General features: G+C 60.5%; 13 protein-coding genes. 11 read left to right on the forward strand and 2 right to left on the reverse strand.

Annotated elements, in window-relative coordinates; all coding sequences use genetic code 11:
* Window positions 1–131 precede the first annotated feature (131 nt).
* The 7 genes from C1711_RS05940 to C1711_RS05970 all read left to right on the forward strand — a co-directional run bounded on the left by C1711_RS05940 (window position 132) and on the right by C1711_RS05970 (window position 6399).
* Window positions 132–878 carry a BtpA/SgcQ family protein gene (locus C1711_RS05940; RefSeq protein ID WP_102338218.1) on the forward strand — a complete coding sequence of 249 codons (747 nt, stop codon included), beginning with the start codon at window positions 132–134 and terminating at the stop codon, window positions 876–878.
* 15 nt (window positions 879–893) lie between these two features.
* Window positions 894–1376 carry a PTS sugar transporter subunit IIB gene (locus C1711_RS05945; RefSeq protein WP_102338219.1) on the forward strand — a complete coding sequence of 161 codons (483 nt, stop codon included), beginning with the start codon at window positions 894–896 and terminating at the stop codon, window positions 1374–1376.
* Between the two features lie 75 nt (window positions 1377–1451).
* Entirely contained in the window at window positions 1452–2240 is a 789-nt protein-coding gene (locus tag C1711_RS05950) for a PTS mannose/fructose/sorbose/N-acetylgalactosamine transporter subunit IIC (RefSeq protein ID WP_102338220.1), read from the forward strand.
* Between the two features lie 48 nt (window positions 2241–2288).
* Entirely contained in the window at window positions 2289–3140 is an 852-nt protein-coding gene (locus C1711_RS05955) for a PTS system mannose/fructose/sorbose family transporter subunit IID (protein WP_102338221.1), read from the forward strand.
* A 493-nt stretch (window positions 3141–3633) separates the two neighbouring features.
* Window positions 3634–4509: an amino acid ABC transporter substrate-binding protein gene (locus C1711_RS05960; RefSeq protein ID WP_199824851.1), complete on the forward strand. Its 876-nt coding sequence runs from the start codon at window positions 3634–3636 to the stop codon at window positions 4507–4509.
* A gap of 297 nt (window positions 4510–4806) precedes the next feature.
* Window positions 4807–5460 (forward strand): amino acid ABC transporter permease, encoded by a 654-nt coding sequence (locus tag C1711_RS05965; RefSeq protein ID WP_102338222.1) that lies wholly within the window; start codon window positions 4807–4809, stop codon window positions 5458–5460.
* A 177-nt stretch (window positions 5461–5637) separates the two neighbouring features.
* Window positions 5638–6399 carry an amino acid ABC transporter ATP-binding protein gene (locus C1711_RS05970; protein WP_102338223.1) on the forward strand — a complete coding sequence of 254 codons (762 nt, stop codon included), beginning with the start codon at window positions 5638–5640 and terminating at the stop codon, window positions 6397–6399.
* 237 nt (window positions 6400–6636) lie between these two features.
* Here the strand turns inward: C1711_RS05970 and C1711_RS05975 are convergent, their stop codons facing one another.
* On the reverse strand, window positions 6637–9045 hold the full coding sequence (locus C1711_RS05975; protein WP_102338224.1) for a tetratricopeptide repeat protein: 2409 nt from the start codon (window positions 9043–9045) through the stop codon (window positions 6637–6639).
* Between the two features lie 378 nt (window positions 9046–9423).
* Here C1711_RS05975 and C1711_RS05980 point away from each other — a divergent pair, with 378 nt between their 5' ends.
* From C1711_RS05980 to C1711_RS05990, 3 genes are all read left to right on the forward strand, one after another.
* A complete protein-coding gene (locus tag C1711_RS05980; RefSeq protein WP_102338225.1) occupies window positions 9424–11490 on the forward strand; it encodes an elongation factor G in 2067 nt (688 codons plus the stop codon).
* A 478-nt stretch (window positions 11491–11968) separates the two neighbouring features.
* The gene (locus tag C1711_RS05985; protein ID WP_102338226.1) at window positions 11969–13153 is read left to right on the forward strand and encodes an FprA family A-type flavoprotein; all 1185 of its coding nucleotides are present in this window, start codon (window positions 11969–11971) and stop codon (window positions 13151–13153) included.
* 440 nt (window positions 13154–13593) lie between these two features.
* Window positions 13594–15147 (forward strand): Mur ligase family protein, encoded by a 1554-nt coding sequence (locus C1711_RS05990; protein WP_102338227.1) that lies wholly within the window; start codon window positions 13594–13596, stop codon window positions 15145–15147.
* A 9-nt stretch (window positions 15148–15156) separates the two neighbouring features.
* Here C1711_RS05990 and C1711_RS07865 read toward each other — a convergent pair whose 3' ends face one another.
* Window positions 15157–16080: a helix-turn-helix transcriptional regulator gene (locus tag C1711_RS07865; RefSeq protein ID WP_234346302.1), complete on the reverse strand. Its 924-nt coding sequence runs from the start codon at window positions 16078–16080 to the stop codon at window positions 15157–15159.
* Between the two features lie 347 nt (window positions 16081–16427).
* On the opposite strand from C1711_RS07865, the gene C1711_RS06000 reads away from it, so the two are divergent.
* Window positions 16428–17366, forward strand: a complete 939-nt coding sequence (locus C1711_RS06000; RefSeq protein ID WP_102338228.1) for an ABC transporter ATP-binding protein — start codon at window positions 16428–16430, stop codon at window positions 17364–17366.
* Window positions 17367–17375: the final 9 nt, after the last annotated feature.

Genomic DNA, 17375 nt, shown 5'->3' on the forward strand with positions numbered 1-17375 from the left:
CTAAAACGCTCACGGCGGATTTTCTACCGTTTACAGTTATCTTATCTCAACTCATTTTAATACAAGTTAAGATAAGTGCCGTAAGTTAGGCGGGCCGAAATGTTCAGCCCGAGACGGTAAGGGAGGACCAGATGGAGACCAACGAGGGATTCCTTTCGATCTTCAAGGAGAAGAAGCCGATTCTGGCCATGCTGCATCTTGCAGGCGAGACCGACGGCACGATGATGGAGCGCCTCAAGCGCGAAGTTGACCTGTATGTCAACGGTGGCGTTGACGCTGTTATCGTCGAGAACTACTTCGGCACCTACAACAGCATGGTTCAGGCACTCGAGTACATCACGAGCCAGGACCTGCCCATTCCCTTCGGCATCAACTGCCTCAACATCGATCATATGGGCTTCGAGCTCGGCCGTCGTTACAACGCCGCGTTCGTGCAGCTCGACTCCGTTGTCGGCCACGTCAAGAAGCGCGACGAACCCGGCTTCCAGGCCTTCATGGATCTCGAGCGCTCCACGTTCAACGGCAAGGTTCTGGGCGGCGTTCGCTTCAAGTACCAGCCCGTTCTCTCCGAGAACACCGTTGAGGAGGATCTCGTCATCGCCAAGGACCGCTGTGACGCCGTCGTGGTGACCCAGGATGCCACCGGCCAGGAGACCTCCATGGGCAAGATCGAGCAGTTCCGCAACGGTCTCGGCGACTTCCCGCTGATCGTTGGCGCGGGCGTGACCCCCGAGAACGCTCACAAGAGCTTCGCCATCGCCGACGGCGCCATCGTGGGCAGCTACTTCAAGGACACCTACAAGGACACGGGCGACGTGTGCGCTGAGCACATCGAGGCTCTGATGACCGCCGTGCGCAAGATCCGCGCCGAGCTCTAAGGAAGGGAAGAACCGATGATCACCGTTACCCGCATCGACCATCGTCTGCTGCACGGCCAGGTGGCCTTCAGCTGGATCAAGTCCACGGGCTCCAACTGCATCCTCATCGCCAACGATGCCGTTGCCGCCGACAAGCTGCGCATGAGCGCTCTGCGCCTTGCCAAGCCCGAGGGCGTCAAGCTCGTCATCAAGAACGTTGAGGACTCCATCGCTGCCATCACCAGCGGTGTTACCGACAAGTACGAGCTCTTCGTCATCGTCGAGTCCATCGAGGACGCCTATCGCCTGGTTCAGGGCGTCAACGTCAACGGCAAGGTCATCCCCGAGATCGACCTCGGCGGCGTGAAGGTTGAGGAGGGCAAGCGCCAGATCTCCAAGGCCGTCTTCGTCTCCGACGCCGAGTGCGACCGCATCCGCGAGCTCGAGGCTGCCGGCGTGCATGTGTACGTCCAGATGCTCCCCGACGAGAAGGCCGAGAACGCCCTCGATCTTCTGTAGGTTAAGAAGGGGTGTCGCGTGCGAAAGCGCGTGCGCGGCGCCTTTTGTGTTCATACATACGTGAGGAGAACACCTATGTTGGTTCAATCGCTTCTTATTTTCCTCGTGGCCGCTATTGGCTACAGCAACAGCGCCCTCGGCAGCTCGCTGCTCAGCCGTCCGCTGGTTCTGAGCGCCTTCGTGGGCCTCGTCCTCGGTGACCTCGAGACCGGCATCAAGGTCGGCGCCACCCTCGAGCTCGTGTGGCTCGGCGCCATGGCCATCGGCGCTTCCAACCCGCCTGATATGACCTCCGGCACCGTCATCGGCTGCGGCTATGTTATCGCCACCGGCTCCGACATCGCTTCCGCCGTCGCCCTCGCCGTACCCGTGTCCATGCTCATGTCCATGGTGTGGAACTTCCTCATGGCGGTCCCCGGCCCCATGATGTCCGAAAAGGCCGACGAGTACGCTGCTCAGGGCAACCGCAAGGGCATGGAGCTCATGACCTTGGGCTTCTGCCTCCTGCAGATCGTCATCCTCTCCGCTCTCTGCGCTGCTGGTTTCTATGCTGGCACCACCGCCGTCCAGGGCATCATCGACTCCATCCCCGAGTTTGTGAACACCGGTCTCAACTACGCCATGGGCCTCATCCCCGCCATCGGCTTCGCGATGCTCGTCCGCATGATCGTTGACAAGAAGACCGCTTGCTTCCTGTTCCTCGGCTTCCTGCTGGTTGCCTACGGCAACATGAACCTCATCGGCGTTGCCGCCGCTGGTGCCGTCATTGCCGCCGTGCTGGTGCTCAACGTCGGCTCCGGCTCCAAGGCCGCTGCTGGTGAGCCCGCGCTCGCCGTTGCCGATGATGACGACAACGAGTTCTAATCCTCGACCGCACGATTGACTGATTTTCGCACTCCTAAGGAGGATGCAATGACTAACGAAACCACCGCTGTCGCGCAGGCCGAGGCGCCGGAGCGCAAGCTTTCCGAGAAGGACCTTCGCAGCATTTTCTGGCGTTCCTGCATTTTGGACTGCCCCTGGACCTACGAGCGCCAGCAGAACATGGGTTACTCCTACGCCATGGTTCCCGCTATCGACAAGCTCTACGAGCAGGGCTCCGAGAAGCAGAAGCGCGCCTATGGTCGCAGCCTCGACTTCATGGCTGTCACCCCGCAGCTCTCCACGCTGCTCATGGGCATCAATGTCGCGCTTGAGGAGCGCAACGCTAACGACCCCGATTTCGACGACTCCACCATCGCCGCGGTGAAGACCTCCCTCATGGGTCCGCTGGCCGGCGTCGGCGACTCGCTCATCGCGAGCACCCTGCGCATTATCGCCACGTCCATCGCCCTGGGCTTCTCCCAGCAGGGCAGTATCCTTGGCCCGATCCTCATGCTGCTCGTCTTCAACATCCCGGGCTTTGCCCTTCGTTGGTGGGGCGTGCACGCTGGCTACAAGTACGGCTCCGACATCATCAGCGACGCTGCGTCCGGCGGCATCATGGAGAAGATCACCTATGCCGCGAGCATCGTTGGTCTTATGGCCATCGGCGGCATGATCGCAAGCTTCATCTGGTTCGATTCTTCGCTCATCGTCATCGGTTCCGGTGAGTATGCGACTTCGCTGCTCGAGTATCTTGAGATGATCATGCCCTGCCTGCCGCAGCTGCTGGTCTTCGGCATCATGTACTGGATCATGGGCAAGAACGTGAAGACCACCTGGGTTCTTCTGGGCACCATCGTGCTGAGCATCGCTGCCTTCGGTATTGTTTCCCTGTTCTAAGGTTGCCTGGCAATCAACATAGCTGAGCGCGTTTTCAATGCGTGCTCGGTACTTCTGAAAGGTGTTCATCTTACGATGAACACCTTTTTCTTTTAAGGGCCCTCGATCTTGCGTCACGCGTCGCGCGAGGCGCCAGCCGAGGGCGCGCGGCAAGAACGTGCAGCAAACTTTGGGCTGTTTTTGGCCATTTGATGCCCTTTCCAAGCCTTCAAACATCGAATAACAGCCCAAAGTTAGAGCCCTTCAAGAAGCAGGCCTGTGCGGAGGCGAGGCGAGCGGCTACCCGAAGCCGGGAATACGCCACAGAAGCCGAGCGGCCCCGTGCGGAGGCGGGGCGCACGGTTCAAGATAGGAGCGCCCGTCTTGAAACAAAACAGAAACAGCTTGAACTTTATCAGAGTAAAGTGTATCCTTCCAATCACGGTTAGAGACACTTTAGTTAAGTAAAGTGCTTACCAAGAGTAACAAATAACCTTTAAGGAAAGGAACCACCATGAAGAAGTTCGAGTACAGCATTTCCCGCCGCGCTATGATGGCCACTGCCACCTCCGCCCTCCTGACTTGCACGCTCCTTGCCGGCTGCGGTGGAGCACCCGCAGGAGGCGATGCGGGATCGGCAGGTTCCGCCCCTGCGGAGGCGACGGATACCTCCGCGGCAGCTACGGGCACGCTGATTGTAGGCTTTGACCAGGCGTATCCTCCCTACGGATTCGTAGGCGACGACGGCGAGTTCACCGGCTTCGACCTTGATCTTGCCCAGGCTGTCGCCGAAAAGCAGGGCTGGGAAGTCAAGCTCGAGCCCATCGACTGGGATGCGAAGGACAGCCTGCTCAACTCTGGCGCCATTAACTGCATCTGGAACGGCTTCACCATGGAGGGACGCGAGGGCAACTACACCTTCTCCGATCCTTATATGCTCAACGCCCAGGTCGTGGTCGTGCGTGCCGACAGCGGCATCGCTTCGCTTGACGACCTCGCCGGCAAGACCGTCGTAACCCAGGTTGATTCCGCCGCCGAGGATGTTCTCGAGGGCGACCAGGCCGACCTCACTGCGACGTTCACCAGCCTCGAGACTATCGCCGAGTACAACACTGCCTTCATGCAGCTCGAATCCGGCGCTGTTGACGCGGTTGCCTGCGACCTCTCCATCGCTCAGTACCAGATGGCCGCCAACCCCGACGCCTACGTCATGCTCGAGGACTTCCTCTCCGAGGAGAACTACGCCGTGGGCTTCAAGAAGGGTGACACCAAGACCGCCGACGCCGTAACCGAGTCGCTCAAGGCCCTGTACGAGGAAGGCACGGTTGAGGAGCTGTGCGAGAAGTATGCTGAGTACGGCCTCTCCTTCGAAAACTGGGTGCTTAAGTAATCACAGATAACAGGCAGAATAAGGCGCTCGCGCAATAACGCGGGCGCCTTCCTGGGCTCAAAAGGGTTTGAGCCGGCGGGGATTATGGGGTCTAAGACGGTTGCCCGCTGCTCGGAAAAGGACGCAAAATCTACCAGAGCATCGGACTCGCTTTGACCCGTAGTTTGCAGGGAATCCCCTCGGGGGTTAAAGTCGATTCTCCGCTGCATAAAAGGGTCTAAAATCCACCAGGGCATTGCGCCCGTTTCAATTCGCAGCTCGTACGGGCAACGCAAGGAGAATGCAGAGGAGCAGACGTTGACCATCCAGACCATGTTTCAAATGCTGGGCGAGGGCTTTTTCGTAAGCCTGCAAATTTTCGCGTTCACGCTGCTCGGCGCCCTGCCGCTCGGCATTCCAGTGGCGCTGCTCCGCATGAGCCGCTTCAAGATCGTGCGCGGCATCACGCGCTTTTACATCTCAATCATGCGCGGCACACCTTTGATGCTGCAGATGTTCGCCATCTACTTCGCGCCGTATTACGTTTTTGGCATCCAGCTCACGCCCAACAGCAAATGGCAGGCGACCATCGTCGCGTTCATCATCAACTACGCCGCGTACTTTGCCGAGATTTACCGTTCGGGCCTGCAGTCGATCCCGCGCGGCCAATACGAGGCTGCCGAGGTGCTCGGCTATTCTCGCTTGCAAACGTTTGTCTACATCGTGTTGCCGCAGGTAGTCAAGCGCATCATGCCCGCCATTGGCAACGAAGTCATCACCTTGGTTAAGGACACGTCGCTGGCGTTCGCCATCGGCGTGGGCGAGATGTTCTCCACGGCTAAGGCGCTCGTCGCATCTCAGGTGAGCATGATTCCGTTTGCCATTGCCGCGGCGATTTACTGGGTCTTTAACTTCTTGGTTGAGGTCACGCTCGGTCGTATTGAGAAGAAACTCGATTACTATCACGATTAAGTTTGCGTTTATTAGGCTTGCGCCTGCAAAGCAGGCTTGCGTTTGCACGTGAGGCTTGCGCTTGCAAAGCAGGCTTGCGTTTGCAAAGGGTTCGCCAATCGTCGGAATGGCGAATCGCCTTCGGTTTTCGTTGAGAGGGCGGGCTTCCATTCGGGTCCGCTGAGGAGGGCAAATCCCATGTCGGTTGTTTCCATACAAGACGCTCGTAAGGCTTTTGGCGGCACCGAGGTACTGCGCGGAATCACGCTCGAGGTGCCGCGCGGCGAGGTCGTGGCGATTATCGGCCCGTCGGGTGGCGGCAAGTCAACGCTGCTGCGGTGCATGACGCTGCTTGAGCGACTCGACGGCGGCAGCCTGTCATACGGCGAGGTCATCGCGGCGGAGCAGGGGGCCGATGGGCGCACGCATTACGCCAAGCCCGACGTGCTCAAGCAGGCGCGTGGTTGCTTTGGGCTTGTATTCCAAAATTACAATCTGTTCCCGCACTACACGGTGCTCAAAAACATCATGGATGCACCGCTGCGCGTGCAAAAACGCCCGCGCGCGGAAGTCGAAGCCCAGGCGCGCGAACTCATTGCGAAGATGGGTCTTGCAGGCTGCGAGGACAAGGTACCCTGTCAGCTTTCGGGCGGACAGCAGCAGCGTGTGAGCATTGCCCGTGCGCTCGCGCTCAATCCCGAGGTGCTCTTCTTTGACGAGCCCACGAGTGCGCTCGATCCCGAACTCACCGGCGAAGTTCTGCGCGTCATCAAGGCATTGGCTGCCGAGCAGATGACCATGGTGGTGGTCACGCACGAGATGGGCTTCGCGCGCGAAGTCGCCGACCGTGTGGTGTTCATGGACGGCGGCGTGATCGTGGAGGAAGGACCCGCAGCACAGGTTATCGACACGCCACGCGAACAGCGTACGCGTGAGTTCCTTGCGCGTATGGATGGTTAGCGGCAGCTCGGGGTCTGATGGTCGTTAGCCGCTTGGGTCCTGACGACAAGCGTCCGCTTCACGCACGAGCCGACAACTGGGCAACTGCCCGTAATACGGCGGTCAACCGGCAAGCAGCGCGCGAAATTATCAAGTCGGCAATCGGGCAACCGCTCGTAATTCAACGGGCGGTTGCCTGTCACGTGCGACTTGGCGGCAGCCCATGGCTAGGCGGCCATTTGGCCATTACCTACAACTCTAGTCGTGCGCCTCAAGCGACCATGCAACAGCGGCGAGAACGTCGCGGCAGTTGGAAGGCCCGTCGAGCGTCGACAGGAAACGCGTGAGATTTTCCGCTGCAGACAGGAAGCCACCATCTACCAGCTCGATTGCAGCTTTTGCCGCATGCTCTCCCAGCGTGGGAAGCGGTGCCACGGGAATACCCTCGGCACGCAGCATCGACTCGGCAGCGTCGCGCGTAGGCGGCTGCGCAATATGGTTGTCGCGCATGAGCTCCGCCATCTCGTCCGCCGCGGCAGAGCCAAACGGGCTGTTGGGATGCACCAGAACGTAGCAGGCCAAACCGAGCTCCGGCTCTCCCGCTTGCCAGAGCACAAAGCCCAAGCGGTAATATCCAACCGCAATGTCCTGCGGAACGCTTGCGAACTTGAGGCCCTGGATGAGCGCCTTGGCTGCATCTTCGGCTCGGTTGAGCTCGTTAAACGTGAGCGCGAGCGAGTGCCATGCCGAGAACGTGGTGGGCGCGTATTCGACGCATTCCTGCCCCAGGCGCAACGCATCTTCGAAGTTTCCGAGCTCACGCATTGCACGGGCGAGCGCCGTGCGCGCATCAAATGCCGAATCGGGCATCTTGCGGAATCGAACGGGTTCAGCAGGCGCAGAGCCATCCTCGTCAGCGCCGGCCATCACACGCGAGACCATATTGGCGCAGTATAAAAGCTGACGGTTGTCATCCTCGAGCATATCCGCAGCTTCATAGGCCGAAATGATGTCGGTAAGGCCGGGAATCGCCGACGGATCGCTGGGGTCGAAGGCATCCAGGATTTCATGGAGACGATCGCGCAGGGTATCGTCGGACGTTCCGTAGATGTCGAGGTCGCAAACGCGGTTTGCATGCACGTACGCCGCGAGCGCCTCGGGCAGTTCGCGCGTGTCGTACTCCATCTTCGGACGAGGGCCCAGGGCAAATTGCACGAGCTCGATCGGCTCAAGGCCGCCGTCTTTGCCAAACGAGACGGTTTGCTCCACGGGCTCGAGTGCGGCAAGAATATCTTGCGCCGTAAGGCTGGCTTCCTGCAGTTTTTTGTTCTTTACGAGCGGCACGACCTTCATGGTGAACATTTGGCGGCTCAGCGTGAGCGAGAGCAGCGGTGTGCCGGTTGCCGTGCGCTCATGCAGCGTGATGCGTGCGCGGATGATGCCCACGCCCGAGCCGAAGGCAACGCTCGCCAGCACGGCGGCAAAACGCATGGCGTATGCGGCGCGTACCTGGGCGGGCGAGAACTCGCCCATGGCGGGGAAGGCGCCTGTGGCGGGTAGCGACGCATGGACCTCGAAGGTGCCCGCGCGCACCTCACTGTCAAAGTTGTACAGGAAGTTGAACGGTGCAAGAACACGTTCGGCGGCAGCGGCAAAGCGCGTGCGCACATCCCACTCTCCACCGCGTGCGCAGGTGGCTCCGTGCATGGTTGCAAACAGGTTTTTGTCGTTGCAGGCAAGCATGAGCTTGGGAATGGCGTCCATAAAGCGCGTGAATGTGGCGTAGAAAGCGGCGACGCACGTCTCTTCGGAGAGTGCGCTCAGCTTGGGCGACACGCCGTCCGTGCTCAGTGCGTTGTTGACAAAGACAAGGCGGTTGAGCGTTCCCTCGATTGCCTGCAGCGTATCGACCTCGTCGTCGGTCATCTCGCTGTAGTCCGTTGCAGTCCAGAACAGGTTGGTTGAGGAAAGACGGCGCAGCTCGACATCGTGTTGGGCGGCGATGAGGCGCACGCGCTCTGATCCCAGACACATAAGCTCGCGTGCCGCAAAGCGCTCAAATGCCGAACCGTTCTCGTCCATGCCGCGGAAGGTGAGCGCGTCAAGTGCGTCGGGATAAGACGCACGGCGGAGGTCGTCGAGCACGTCGGCTACCGAGCGCCACGGATTTGTTTCACCGCGCTCGAGTGGGAACTGGTAGAACTGCAGGAACGATACGGCAAGCGTGAGGTCGATGTCCATTTCCTCGTCTGCGTAGGGTCCCATATCGGCGGCGGGAGCGACGAACGCGAAACGGTTGTTGTTCAGGGGATTTTGGCGATACCGCGAAACCGCCACGGGGCTACCGCCCAGGCAGGAGAAGACCTCACCGGAACCTGGTTGGCTGGGGTGGTTGCGGATGTGCACCTCGGGCGTGGTGTCGGGCTCAGCGAGCAGGGGGCCATCGCAGGCATGTGCGTCACCACCGCGGATGAGGCATGCAAGCACCTTGACGCGTCGCGCGCCCACGACTTCCACGAGGTATCCCATGCTTTCCGTGGGAGCGGGCGAGATGTTTGTGGTGATGCCGAAGGTACGCCCCGCATTCTGGCCGGGCAGGGGTTTGAGTTCGTGTATGCGAGAGAGAAGCGGCAGCTTGATCTCGGGTTTTTCGGTGCTCTGCGCCATGGTTTCCTCGTTTCGTCTAACTGGTTGTCCATAGCATACCAGCCCGTCAGGACAAGCTGCATGGTGGGCGCTGTTTGTTTTGGGAATGGCCTGACCCGCCTTGCTCTGTGGCCAATTCGGCTTTTTGCCTGCGACCCATCCTGCCTTGCTCTGTGGCCAATTCGGCTTTGACCTGCGACCTGCCCCTTCGTCGGCGCTTTTTCCAAGGTTGCGTCTGTACCGTCCAACCCGTTGCTTGCCGCGCCTACCGATATGCGTGCATGGACGAGCGCCCGTGTGGGTAATGTCGAGGCATACGGCTGTCGTGCGAGGTTGCACAGGGCACCTCGTCACGCGTTTCGGCACGGCGCGGTTCGTGCTGGGAAAGGGAGGTGTCCCATGGGTGCACCCAAGACTGGTAACGTAAGGAACGTGGTGCTCGTAGGCCAAGGCGGGGTGGGCAAGACCTCACTCGCGGAGGCCATGCTCCACCTGTCCGGCAAGACCGCCCGCCTGGGTGGCCACGGTGGCACCAAGCCTACCCTCGACTACGATACCGAAGAGGTCAAACGCGAGTTCTCGATTTCGACCTCCATCGCGCCGATTGATTGGAAGGGCGCCCGCATCAACGTGCTCGACGCTCCTTGCTACCCCGACTTCATTGGTGACGCCTATGCGGCTATGAGTGTGTGCGAGTCGGCCTTGTTTGTCGTCGACGCCGCTGAGGGCCCGCAGCCCACTACCGTCAAGCTGTGGTACGCCGCCGAGGACCTGCGCCTCGCACGCGCCGTGTTCGTGAACCGCGTGGACAAGGAAAACGCCGATTTCGACATGTGCCTCGAGATGCTCCGTGAGCGCTTCGGCACGCGCCTGGGCGCTGTGACGCTGCCGTGGGGTACCGGCTCCGACTTCCATGGCATCATCGACTTGGTGCGCATGAAGGCGCGTCAGTGCGACGGCACCAAGCAGACCGAATTCGACATCCCCGAGGACCTACTGCCCGCCGCCGAGGCCGCGCACGAGACCCTGTGCGAGCTCGTGGCCGAGGCCGACGACGACCTCATGGAGAAGTACCTTGAGGGCGAGGCCCTCACGCAGGAAGAAGTCGAGGGCCTGCTGTCCAAGGCCATCGCCAAGCGCCTGTTCGTTCCCGTGTTTGTGGGTTCTTGCACGCAGGAGCAGGGCGTCAACTCGCTCATGGACGACATCGCCACGTACTTCCCAGCACCCACCGACTACGGCGAGATGCCGCTCATCGACGGTGACACGCTGAAGATTTCCTCCGACGACGACCGCCCCGTGGTCTTCGTCTTCAAGACGCTCAACGATGCCCAGCAGGGTCGCATCTCCTTTATCAAGGTGCTTACCGGCACCATCGAGCCCGGTATGGAGCTCATCAACGCCCGCACCCGCAAGGGCGAGCGTATGGCGCACCTGTATGTGATGTGCGGCCGCGAGATGACCGAGGTCGGTCACGCCTATGCGGGCGACATTGTGGTCGTTCCCAAGCTGTCCGCCGATACGGGCGACACCCTTTCCGTGTCCGGCAAGGTCGAGGCTGCGGCGTTCAAGTTCCCCAACTCGCAGTACCGCATCGCCATCGAGGCCGAGAACCGCAGCGAGGAGGACAAACTCTTCACCTTTATCGACAAGGCGTGCGAGGCCGATCCCACCATGCGCATCGAGCGCGACGAGGAGACGGGCCAGACCGTCATCTACGCGGTGGGCGAGGCCCAGGTGAGCGTGCTGCTTAATCGCCTGGAGGAGCGCACCAAGGTGTCTGCGCACATCGTGCCGCTGCGCATTCCGTATCGCGAGACTATCCGTCGTGTGGCGAGCGCCCAGGGCCGTCACAAGAAGCAGACTGGCGGTGCCGGCCAGTTCGGTGACTGCTACCTGCGCGTTGAGCCGCTGCTCGACGGTACCGACTACGAATTCGTCGACGAGGTCGTGGGCGGCCGCATTCCGCGCGCGCTCATCCCTGCTGTCGACAGGGGCGTTCAAGAGACCATGAAGGAAGGTGTCATCGCCGGCTATCCGCTCACGGGCATCCGCGTGGCCTGCTACGATGGCTCCTATCATCCGGTCGACTCCAACGAGATGGCGTTCCGTTCCGCCGCGCGCATCGGCCTCAAGAAGGCGTGCGAAGACGCCGATCCAGTGGTGCTCGAACCCATGGAGAACATTACGGTGACGATCCCCGAGAGCTACGCTGGCGCGGTGATGGGCGACGTGAGCGGATCGCGCGGCCGCGTGACCGGCATGGACACCAACGACCGCGGCGAGACCGTGATTATGGCTGTCGTGCCCTACGCCGAGCTGGTCGATTACGCCACGCGCCTGCGCTCGCTCACGCGCGGTACCGGCGACTTCACCATGGAACCCGCCGGCTACGAGCAGGTGCCGTACGACGTCCAGCAGAAGCTGGTCGAGTTCTACGAGCACTCACGCGCTCAGGGCAGGTAGCGAGAAACCTGCCGGCGTAGTGGCTGTAGCCGGCGGCGGTCGTACACTGACTAGCGTATGGCAGCTGTTTGCTAGTTGCTCACGAGCAATCGTTCTTGATAACGGGTCGTTTGCGTAAGCAAGCGGCCCGTTTTTGTGTGGCGGTTAGCTTTTGCCTATGTTTGGCGGCGGTTGCCTGCGATCGGTTCGCGTTACCTATGGCAGTTCGCGTTGCCTATGCTTTTCTGCGCAATAACAGCTTCAAAATGCAGAAAACCATAGGCAACCGCAGAGGAGTGGGGGTAATGGGAAGAAAACCATAGGCAACCCCGAGATGATATAGACAACAGGTTGTAACCATAGGCAATAGGCTCGCAATGTGCGCTCCCCGCGCGTGATGGCACGCCGGCCTACGCATTGATGACGCGGCGGAGAGTCATCCCGAGTGTTATCATGTCTCAGAATTGTCACTAAACGCATGACAGTATGGGAGGCAACAATGCTGAATGCGATCGAGATTTCCCCCAAGGTCTGGTGGGTCGGCGGCATCGATTGGAACGAGCGCTCGTTCCACGGCTACACCACCGAGCGCGGCATCACCTATAACGCTTACCTCATCACGGATGAGAAGATCACGCTCATCGACACTTGCAAAGCCCCGTTTGCAGACGAGCTCGTGCAGCGCATCTCCCAGGTGATCGACCCCGCGAAGATTGACGTGGTCATCGCCAACCATGTGGAGATGGATCACTCCGGCTCCTTGCCCGTCATCCACCGCATCGCGCCGAACGCGCAGATTTACGCCTCGGCAGGCGCGGGCGTAAACGGCATCAAGGCGCACTTCGGCATCGACGTCACGCCCGTCAAGAGCGGTGAAACGCTGAACATCGGTGAGCGCACCCTCACCTTTGTGACCACGCCCATGGTCCACTGGCCCGACAACATGGTCACCTATTCCGACGTGGACAAGATTCTCTTCTCAAACGATGCCTTTGGTCAGCACTTCGCCTCCACCAAGCGCTTCGACGACGAGAATGATCTGTGCGAGGTCTTTAAGCAGGCCAAGAAGTACTACGCCAACATCGTGTGGCCCTACGGCATGCAAGCCCACAAGGCGCTCGACACCGTGCGCACGCTCGACCTCAACATGATCGCGCCAAGCCACGGCTGCATTTGGCGTTCGCACATCCCCGAGATTCTCGACCTCTACGAGGCGTGGACCACGTATCAAACGGAGGAAAAGGCCGTGGTGGTGTTCGACTCTATGTGGCACTCTACTGAGTCGATGGCGCGCGAGATCTGCGATGCCTTCATTGCCGAGGGCATTTCCGCGCGACTCATGGACATCAAGGCCACGCACATTTCGGATATCATGGCTGAGCTGTGCGATGCGCGTTACGTTGCGGTTGGTTCGCCGACCCTGAACTCCAACATGCTGCCCACCGTGTCGAGCTTCCTCACGTATATGCGCGGTTTGTCGCCTAAGAACGAGCAGCGTATCGGCCTGGCATTTGGTTCTTACGGTTGGGCGCCGCTTGGCCCTAAGCAGGTGTACGCCGAGCTTGAGAATGCTAAGTTCCAGCTTCCGGTACCTGTTGTGGCACAGCAGTGGATTCCGAGCGAGGAGAACCTCGCCGAGTTGCAGGGCACGGTGCGCGCCATGATCGAGGCTGCGCGCGCGTAAAACGGTTTGTATGCGAGCCGCTCCGACGCGAAATCAAAAATCCGAGAAGTGAGAAGATTTATCGGGGCAGTCTGGGTAGACTGCCCCTTTTTGTTAAAGAAATGCCTGGTAGACGCGTTGTGTATTGTTAGGCTACTTGAGGATTGCATTCGAAGGTTCTCACTTCGCAGATTAATGAAGTTTGAGGCCACGACGCGGGAGGCAATCGACGCCTCCGGTCGCCACAGAACTCGCCGAGACGATGGAGAAACGAGGTTGCGCGGACGGCGCCCGATGGCGTCATCCATAATTTCCAGTGCTTTTCGGCGGGAATGCATTCATAGTTACTGGGGTCCGCGCATGCGAGGACTTTTCCGGCCCATGTCATAAGGATGCTATCCTTGTGATGCCGCGTTCCCGTTGCGAACGCTCGCACAAAGCTCACGTGCAGAGGAGAGTACATGGCCGCCTTGTATACAACTCGTTCGCTTTCGGCGTATGCCGACCTACTCGACCATGCGGGCATCCTGGCTGCACGTCCGGAAGCTGCAGCGGAAGCGACCACGACCATCTCGTTTGCCACCGACGATTCGCGCGAGGTTCAGCCTGGGACGCTCTTCGTGTGCAAAGGGGCCGCATTCAAACGAGAATACCTGGTCAATGCACTCGCGGCAGGTGCTGTCGCCTATGTTTCGGAAGTCGATTACGAGATCGACGAGGAACTGGGCAGGCATGTCCCGTGCCTGATTGTCAGCGACATCCGAGCCACGCTCGCCCTGATTGCCGATGCCCTGTACGACCACCCGTCCGGGCGGGTGAGCGTTTGCGCGTTTACGGGCACAAAGGGCAAAACCACGAGCGTGTACTACCTGCGCTCCATGTTGGCGGAGCATGCGAAGGAGCACGGTTTGCCTGCGCCTGCGTTTCTCACGGGCGTTGAATATGACGACGGCGTCGAGCAGGGGGAGTCGTTGCTTACCACGCCGGAGTCCTTCGTGCTTGAACGCCGCATCGCGCATGCTGCTGAGGCGGGTTGCGCGCATTTGGTCATGGAGGCGTCCAGCCAAGCGATGAAGTTCAAGCGCACGCTTGGCGTTGAGTTCGCCGTGGGTGCGTTCACCAATTTTGGCGAGGATCACATTTCGCCCATCGAGCACCCCACGCTCGAAGATTATTTTGAGAGCAAGCTCCTGCTCTTTGAAAATTGTCACACGGCGGTGGTGAATCTCGATACCGACGTTGCCGAACGCGTGCTCGCGGTTGCGCAGCGCGCGCCTTTGGTTGAGCGCGTGCTCACGTATTCGCTTGAACGGGAGGATGCCGACGTCACGGTGCAGGAATTTGAGCGCACGGACGGGGGCATTCGCGCTCTTGTGCGCACGCCGCGCTTCACGCGCTGGCTGCTGGTGCCATCGCCTGCAGCGTTCAATCTATCCAATGCATTGGGTGCCATCACCTGCGCGGAAGCCTTGGGAATGAGCGCCAATGCGATTGAGTTTGGCTTGGCTTCGGCACGTGTGCCGGGCCGCATGGAGCTGTATCCCACGGAGAGCGGTCGTGTTCTGGGCGTGGTCGACTACGCTCATAACGGTATGAGCCTTGAGGCCTTGCTGAACGACCTGCGCGCCGCGTATCCCGATCGCGAACTGGCTGTGGTGTTTGGCGCCACGGGTGGCAAGGGCGTTGACCGGCGCGAAACTATGGGTGAGGCGGCCGGAAAGCTCGCCGATCGCATCGTGATTACCGAGGACGACCCTGGTCCGGAGGATCCCGCTGTCATTTGCGATGCCATCGCCGCGGCAGTGAGTGCACAGGGGCATCAGGCGTGGCAGATCGTGCTCGATCGTTCCGAAGCCATTGAAACTGCTGTACGCGAAACCGCTGGTCAGGCCGTTATCGTGGTGACTGGCAAGGGAAACGACCCGTTCATGCTGCGCCATGGCGTCCGCGAGCCCTACGAACCCGACGGCGATCAGCTCAAACGTGCACTTGCGGAGTGGGATGCCGCAAATTAGCAGTTGCGATTATCCGCGCCACCAGGCGACGGCGATTTGCGTGCGGTTTTTGAGTCCCATTTTGGAGAGGATTGAGCTAATGCGGTTGCGTACCGTGCCCTCGCTGATGTAGGCGACCGCAGCGATTTCGTGGTTGTCCAGGCCGTCCGCCACGAGTCGCGCCACTTCGTATTCGCGCTCCGTAAGGCAGGCGAACGCCGTCGGGCGCGTGCTGTAGTTGCCCGCAGTGTCTCGCGTGGGATGCTCGGATTGCAGTTCATGAATAGCGTCTGTGAGCTGTTCGTTTTCTCCCCTGAGAGCGAGCGCGCGTTCTTGCATGTCATCGCGTACGCGTCGGGAGAGTTCTCGCTGGGCATAGAGCCGATTGGTACGGGCAGCGAGCAGTGCTGCTCCCGCCAGAAGCATGCCTATCATCGCGTTTTCGACCGCGGAAACGTGCGCTGTTGTACCCGCTGCGCCCATTGGGCCATTGCAAACGTAGAGTGACGCCGCGTATGCGAGTACCACCGCAATGAGCCCCGATCTATCGAGGTAGGAGCCATGAAAGCCGCGCATGGCCTCATATGCGAAGAGGGGGAGAAACGCCATGCCACCGTTGAGGAACGGGGCGATTGCGCAAAACGCAAAGAGGGGGATCAGACGCTTGCGGCCTTTGAGCGTTTCGAACAGGGCGATTGCGATAATTGCAAGCAGTAAGGCGGCGATGACAGAGGCGCTCGGCAGGGCGAAAACAGCTTGGGTCTGCGCGACGCCTTCGCCGCTGTCAATCAACGCAGTGCCCCCGTTGCCGATTAACACCGCGCTGCCGTCAACCAATGCGTTGCCGCCGCTCGCAGCCGCACCCATGCCGGCGCCGAGTCCGTCCCCGTCCGTTCCGGCGAGGACAAATACGCATCCGGTGAAGAGGGCGATGATGTCAACGAGTCGTTCCATGGGGACTAGTGTAGCAAAGCGGGGCGTGGGCACCCGCACATGCGCGCATTCTTAACCCGCATGGAGTGCGCGCGGAAGTGCATGGCGCGGTCGCCAGGAGCCTCAGTTGACCCTGCGATCCAAAGCACCACACGGCTCGAACCTCTCATAACCAAGTACCGATTTCCACGTAAACCCACCAAATACCTGCGGTTTTGCAATTCGTGACATTTGTCACTGGCGCGCGCGTGGGGCAACGCGCAAGATGGGGCCATGCGCAGGCTCATGTGTGGGCGAACGAAAGCCCCGACGCATCACTTGCGCTTGGGTGAGCATCCCCGCGCGCCCGCATCAGACAAGGAGAGGCTATGGACATCGTATCGGTTACCGGGCTTGTTAAGCGCTATGACGACTTGCTCGCGCTCGACCACTTCAACCTCAACATTCCGCAAGGCGAGATCTTCGGCCTGCTCGGCCCCAACGGCTCGGGCAAAACCACGACGATCAACTGCATTCTCTCGCTGCTTACCTACGATCGCGGCTCAATCTCGCTGTTCGGCGAGCCCATGTCGCCCACGCGCTACGACCTCAAGCGCCGCATCGGCGTGGTGCCCCAGCAGGTGGCGGTGTTTAACGAGCTTACGGTGCGCGAGAACATCGACTACTTCTGCTCGCTGTACGTGAGCGACCGCGCTCGCCGTCGCATGCTGGTGGACGAGGCCATCGAGTTCGTGGGGCTCGAGGAGTTCGCGCGCTTCCGCCCCAAAAAGCTGTCGGGCGGCCTGCTGCGCCGCTTGAACATCGCCTGCGGCATTGCGCACAAGCCGGAGCTCATCTTCTTCGACGAACCCACGGTGGCGGTCGACCCGCAGAGCCGCAACGCCATCCTCTCCGGCATCACGCGCCTGCGCGACGAAGGCGCAACAGTGGTGTATACCAGCCATTACATGGAGGAAATCGAGCAGATTTGCGACCGTGTGATGATCATGGACCATGGCGTCTCACTCGTCCAGGGCACGTGCGACGAGCTCAAACGCAGCATCAAGATGGGTGAGCGTATCGTGGTCGAGCTCGAAGCGGAGCTGCCCGATCGCGACCTCGAGCGCCTGCGCGCCTTGCCGCACGTTCTCGCGGTCGATGTCGAGGGAGACCTGCTCAGCGTCACGTGCGAGCCGAGCGAGCACAACCTCACCGACGTGATCGCCGCCCTGCGCGCGGCCAACGCCCGTTTGGGCCGCATCACGTGCGCGCCGCCCACGCTCAACGATGTGTTCCTTGAGATCACCGGTCGCGAGCTGCGCGATTAAGGGGCTGCC

This window comes from Collinsella provencensis, from assembly GCF_900199705.1.
GTDB classification, from domain to species: domain Bacteria; phylum Actinomycetota; class Coriobacteriia; order Coriobacteriales; family Coriobacteriaceae; genus Collinsella; species Collinsella provencensis.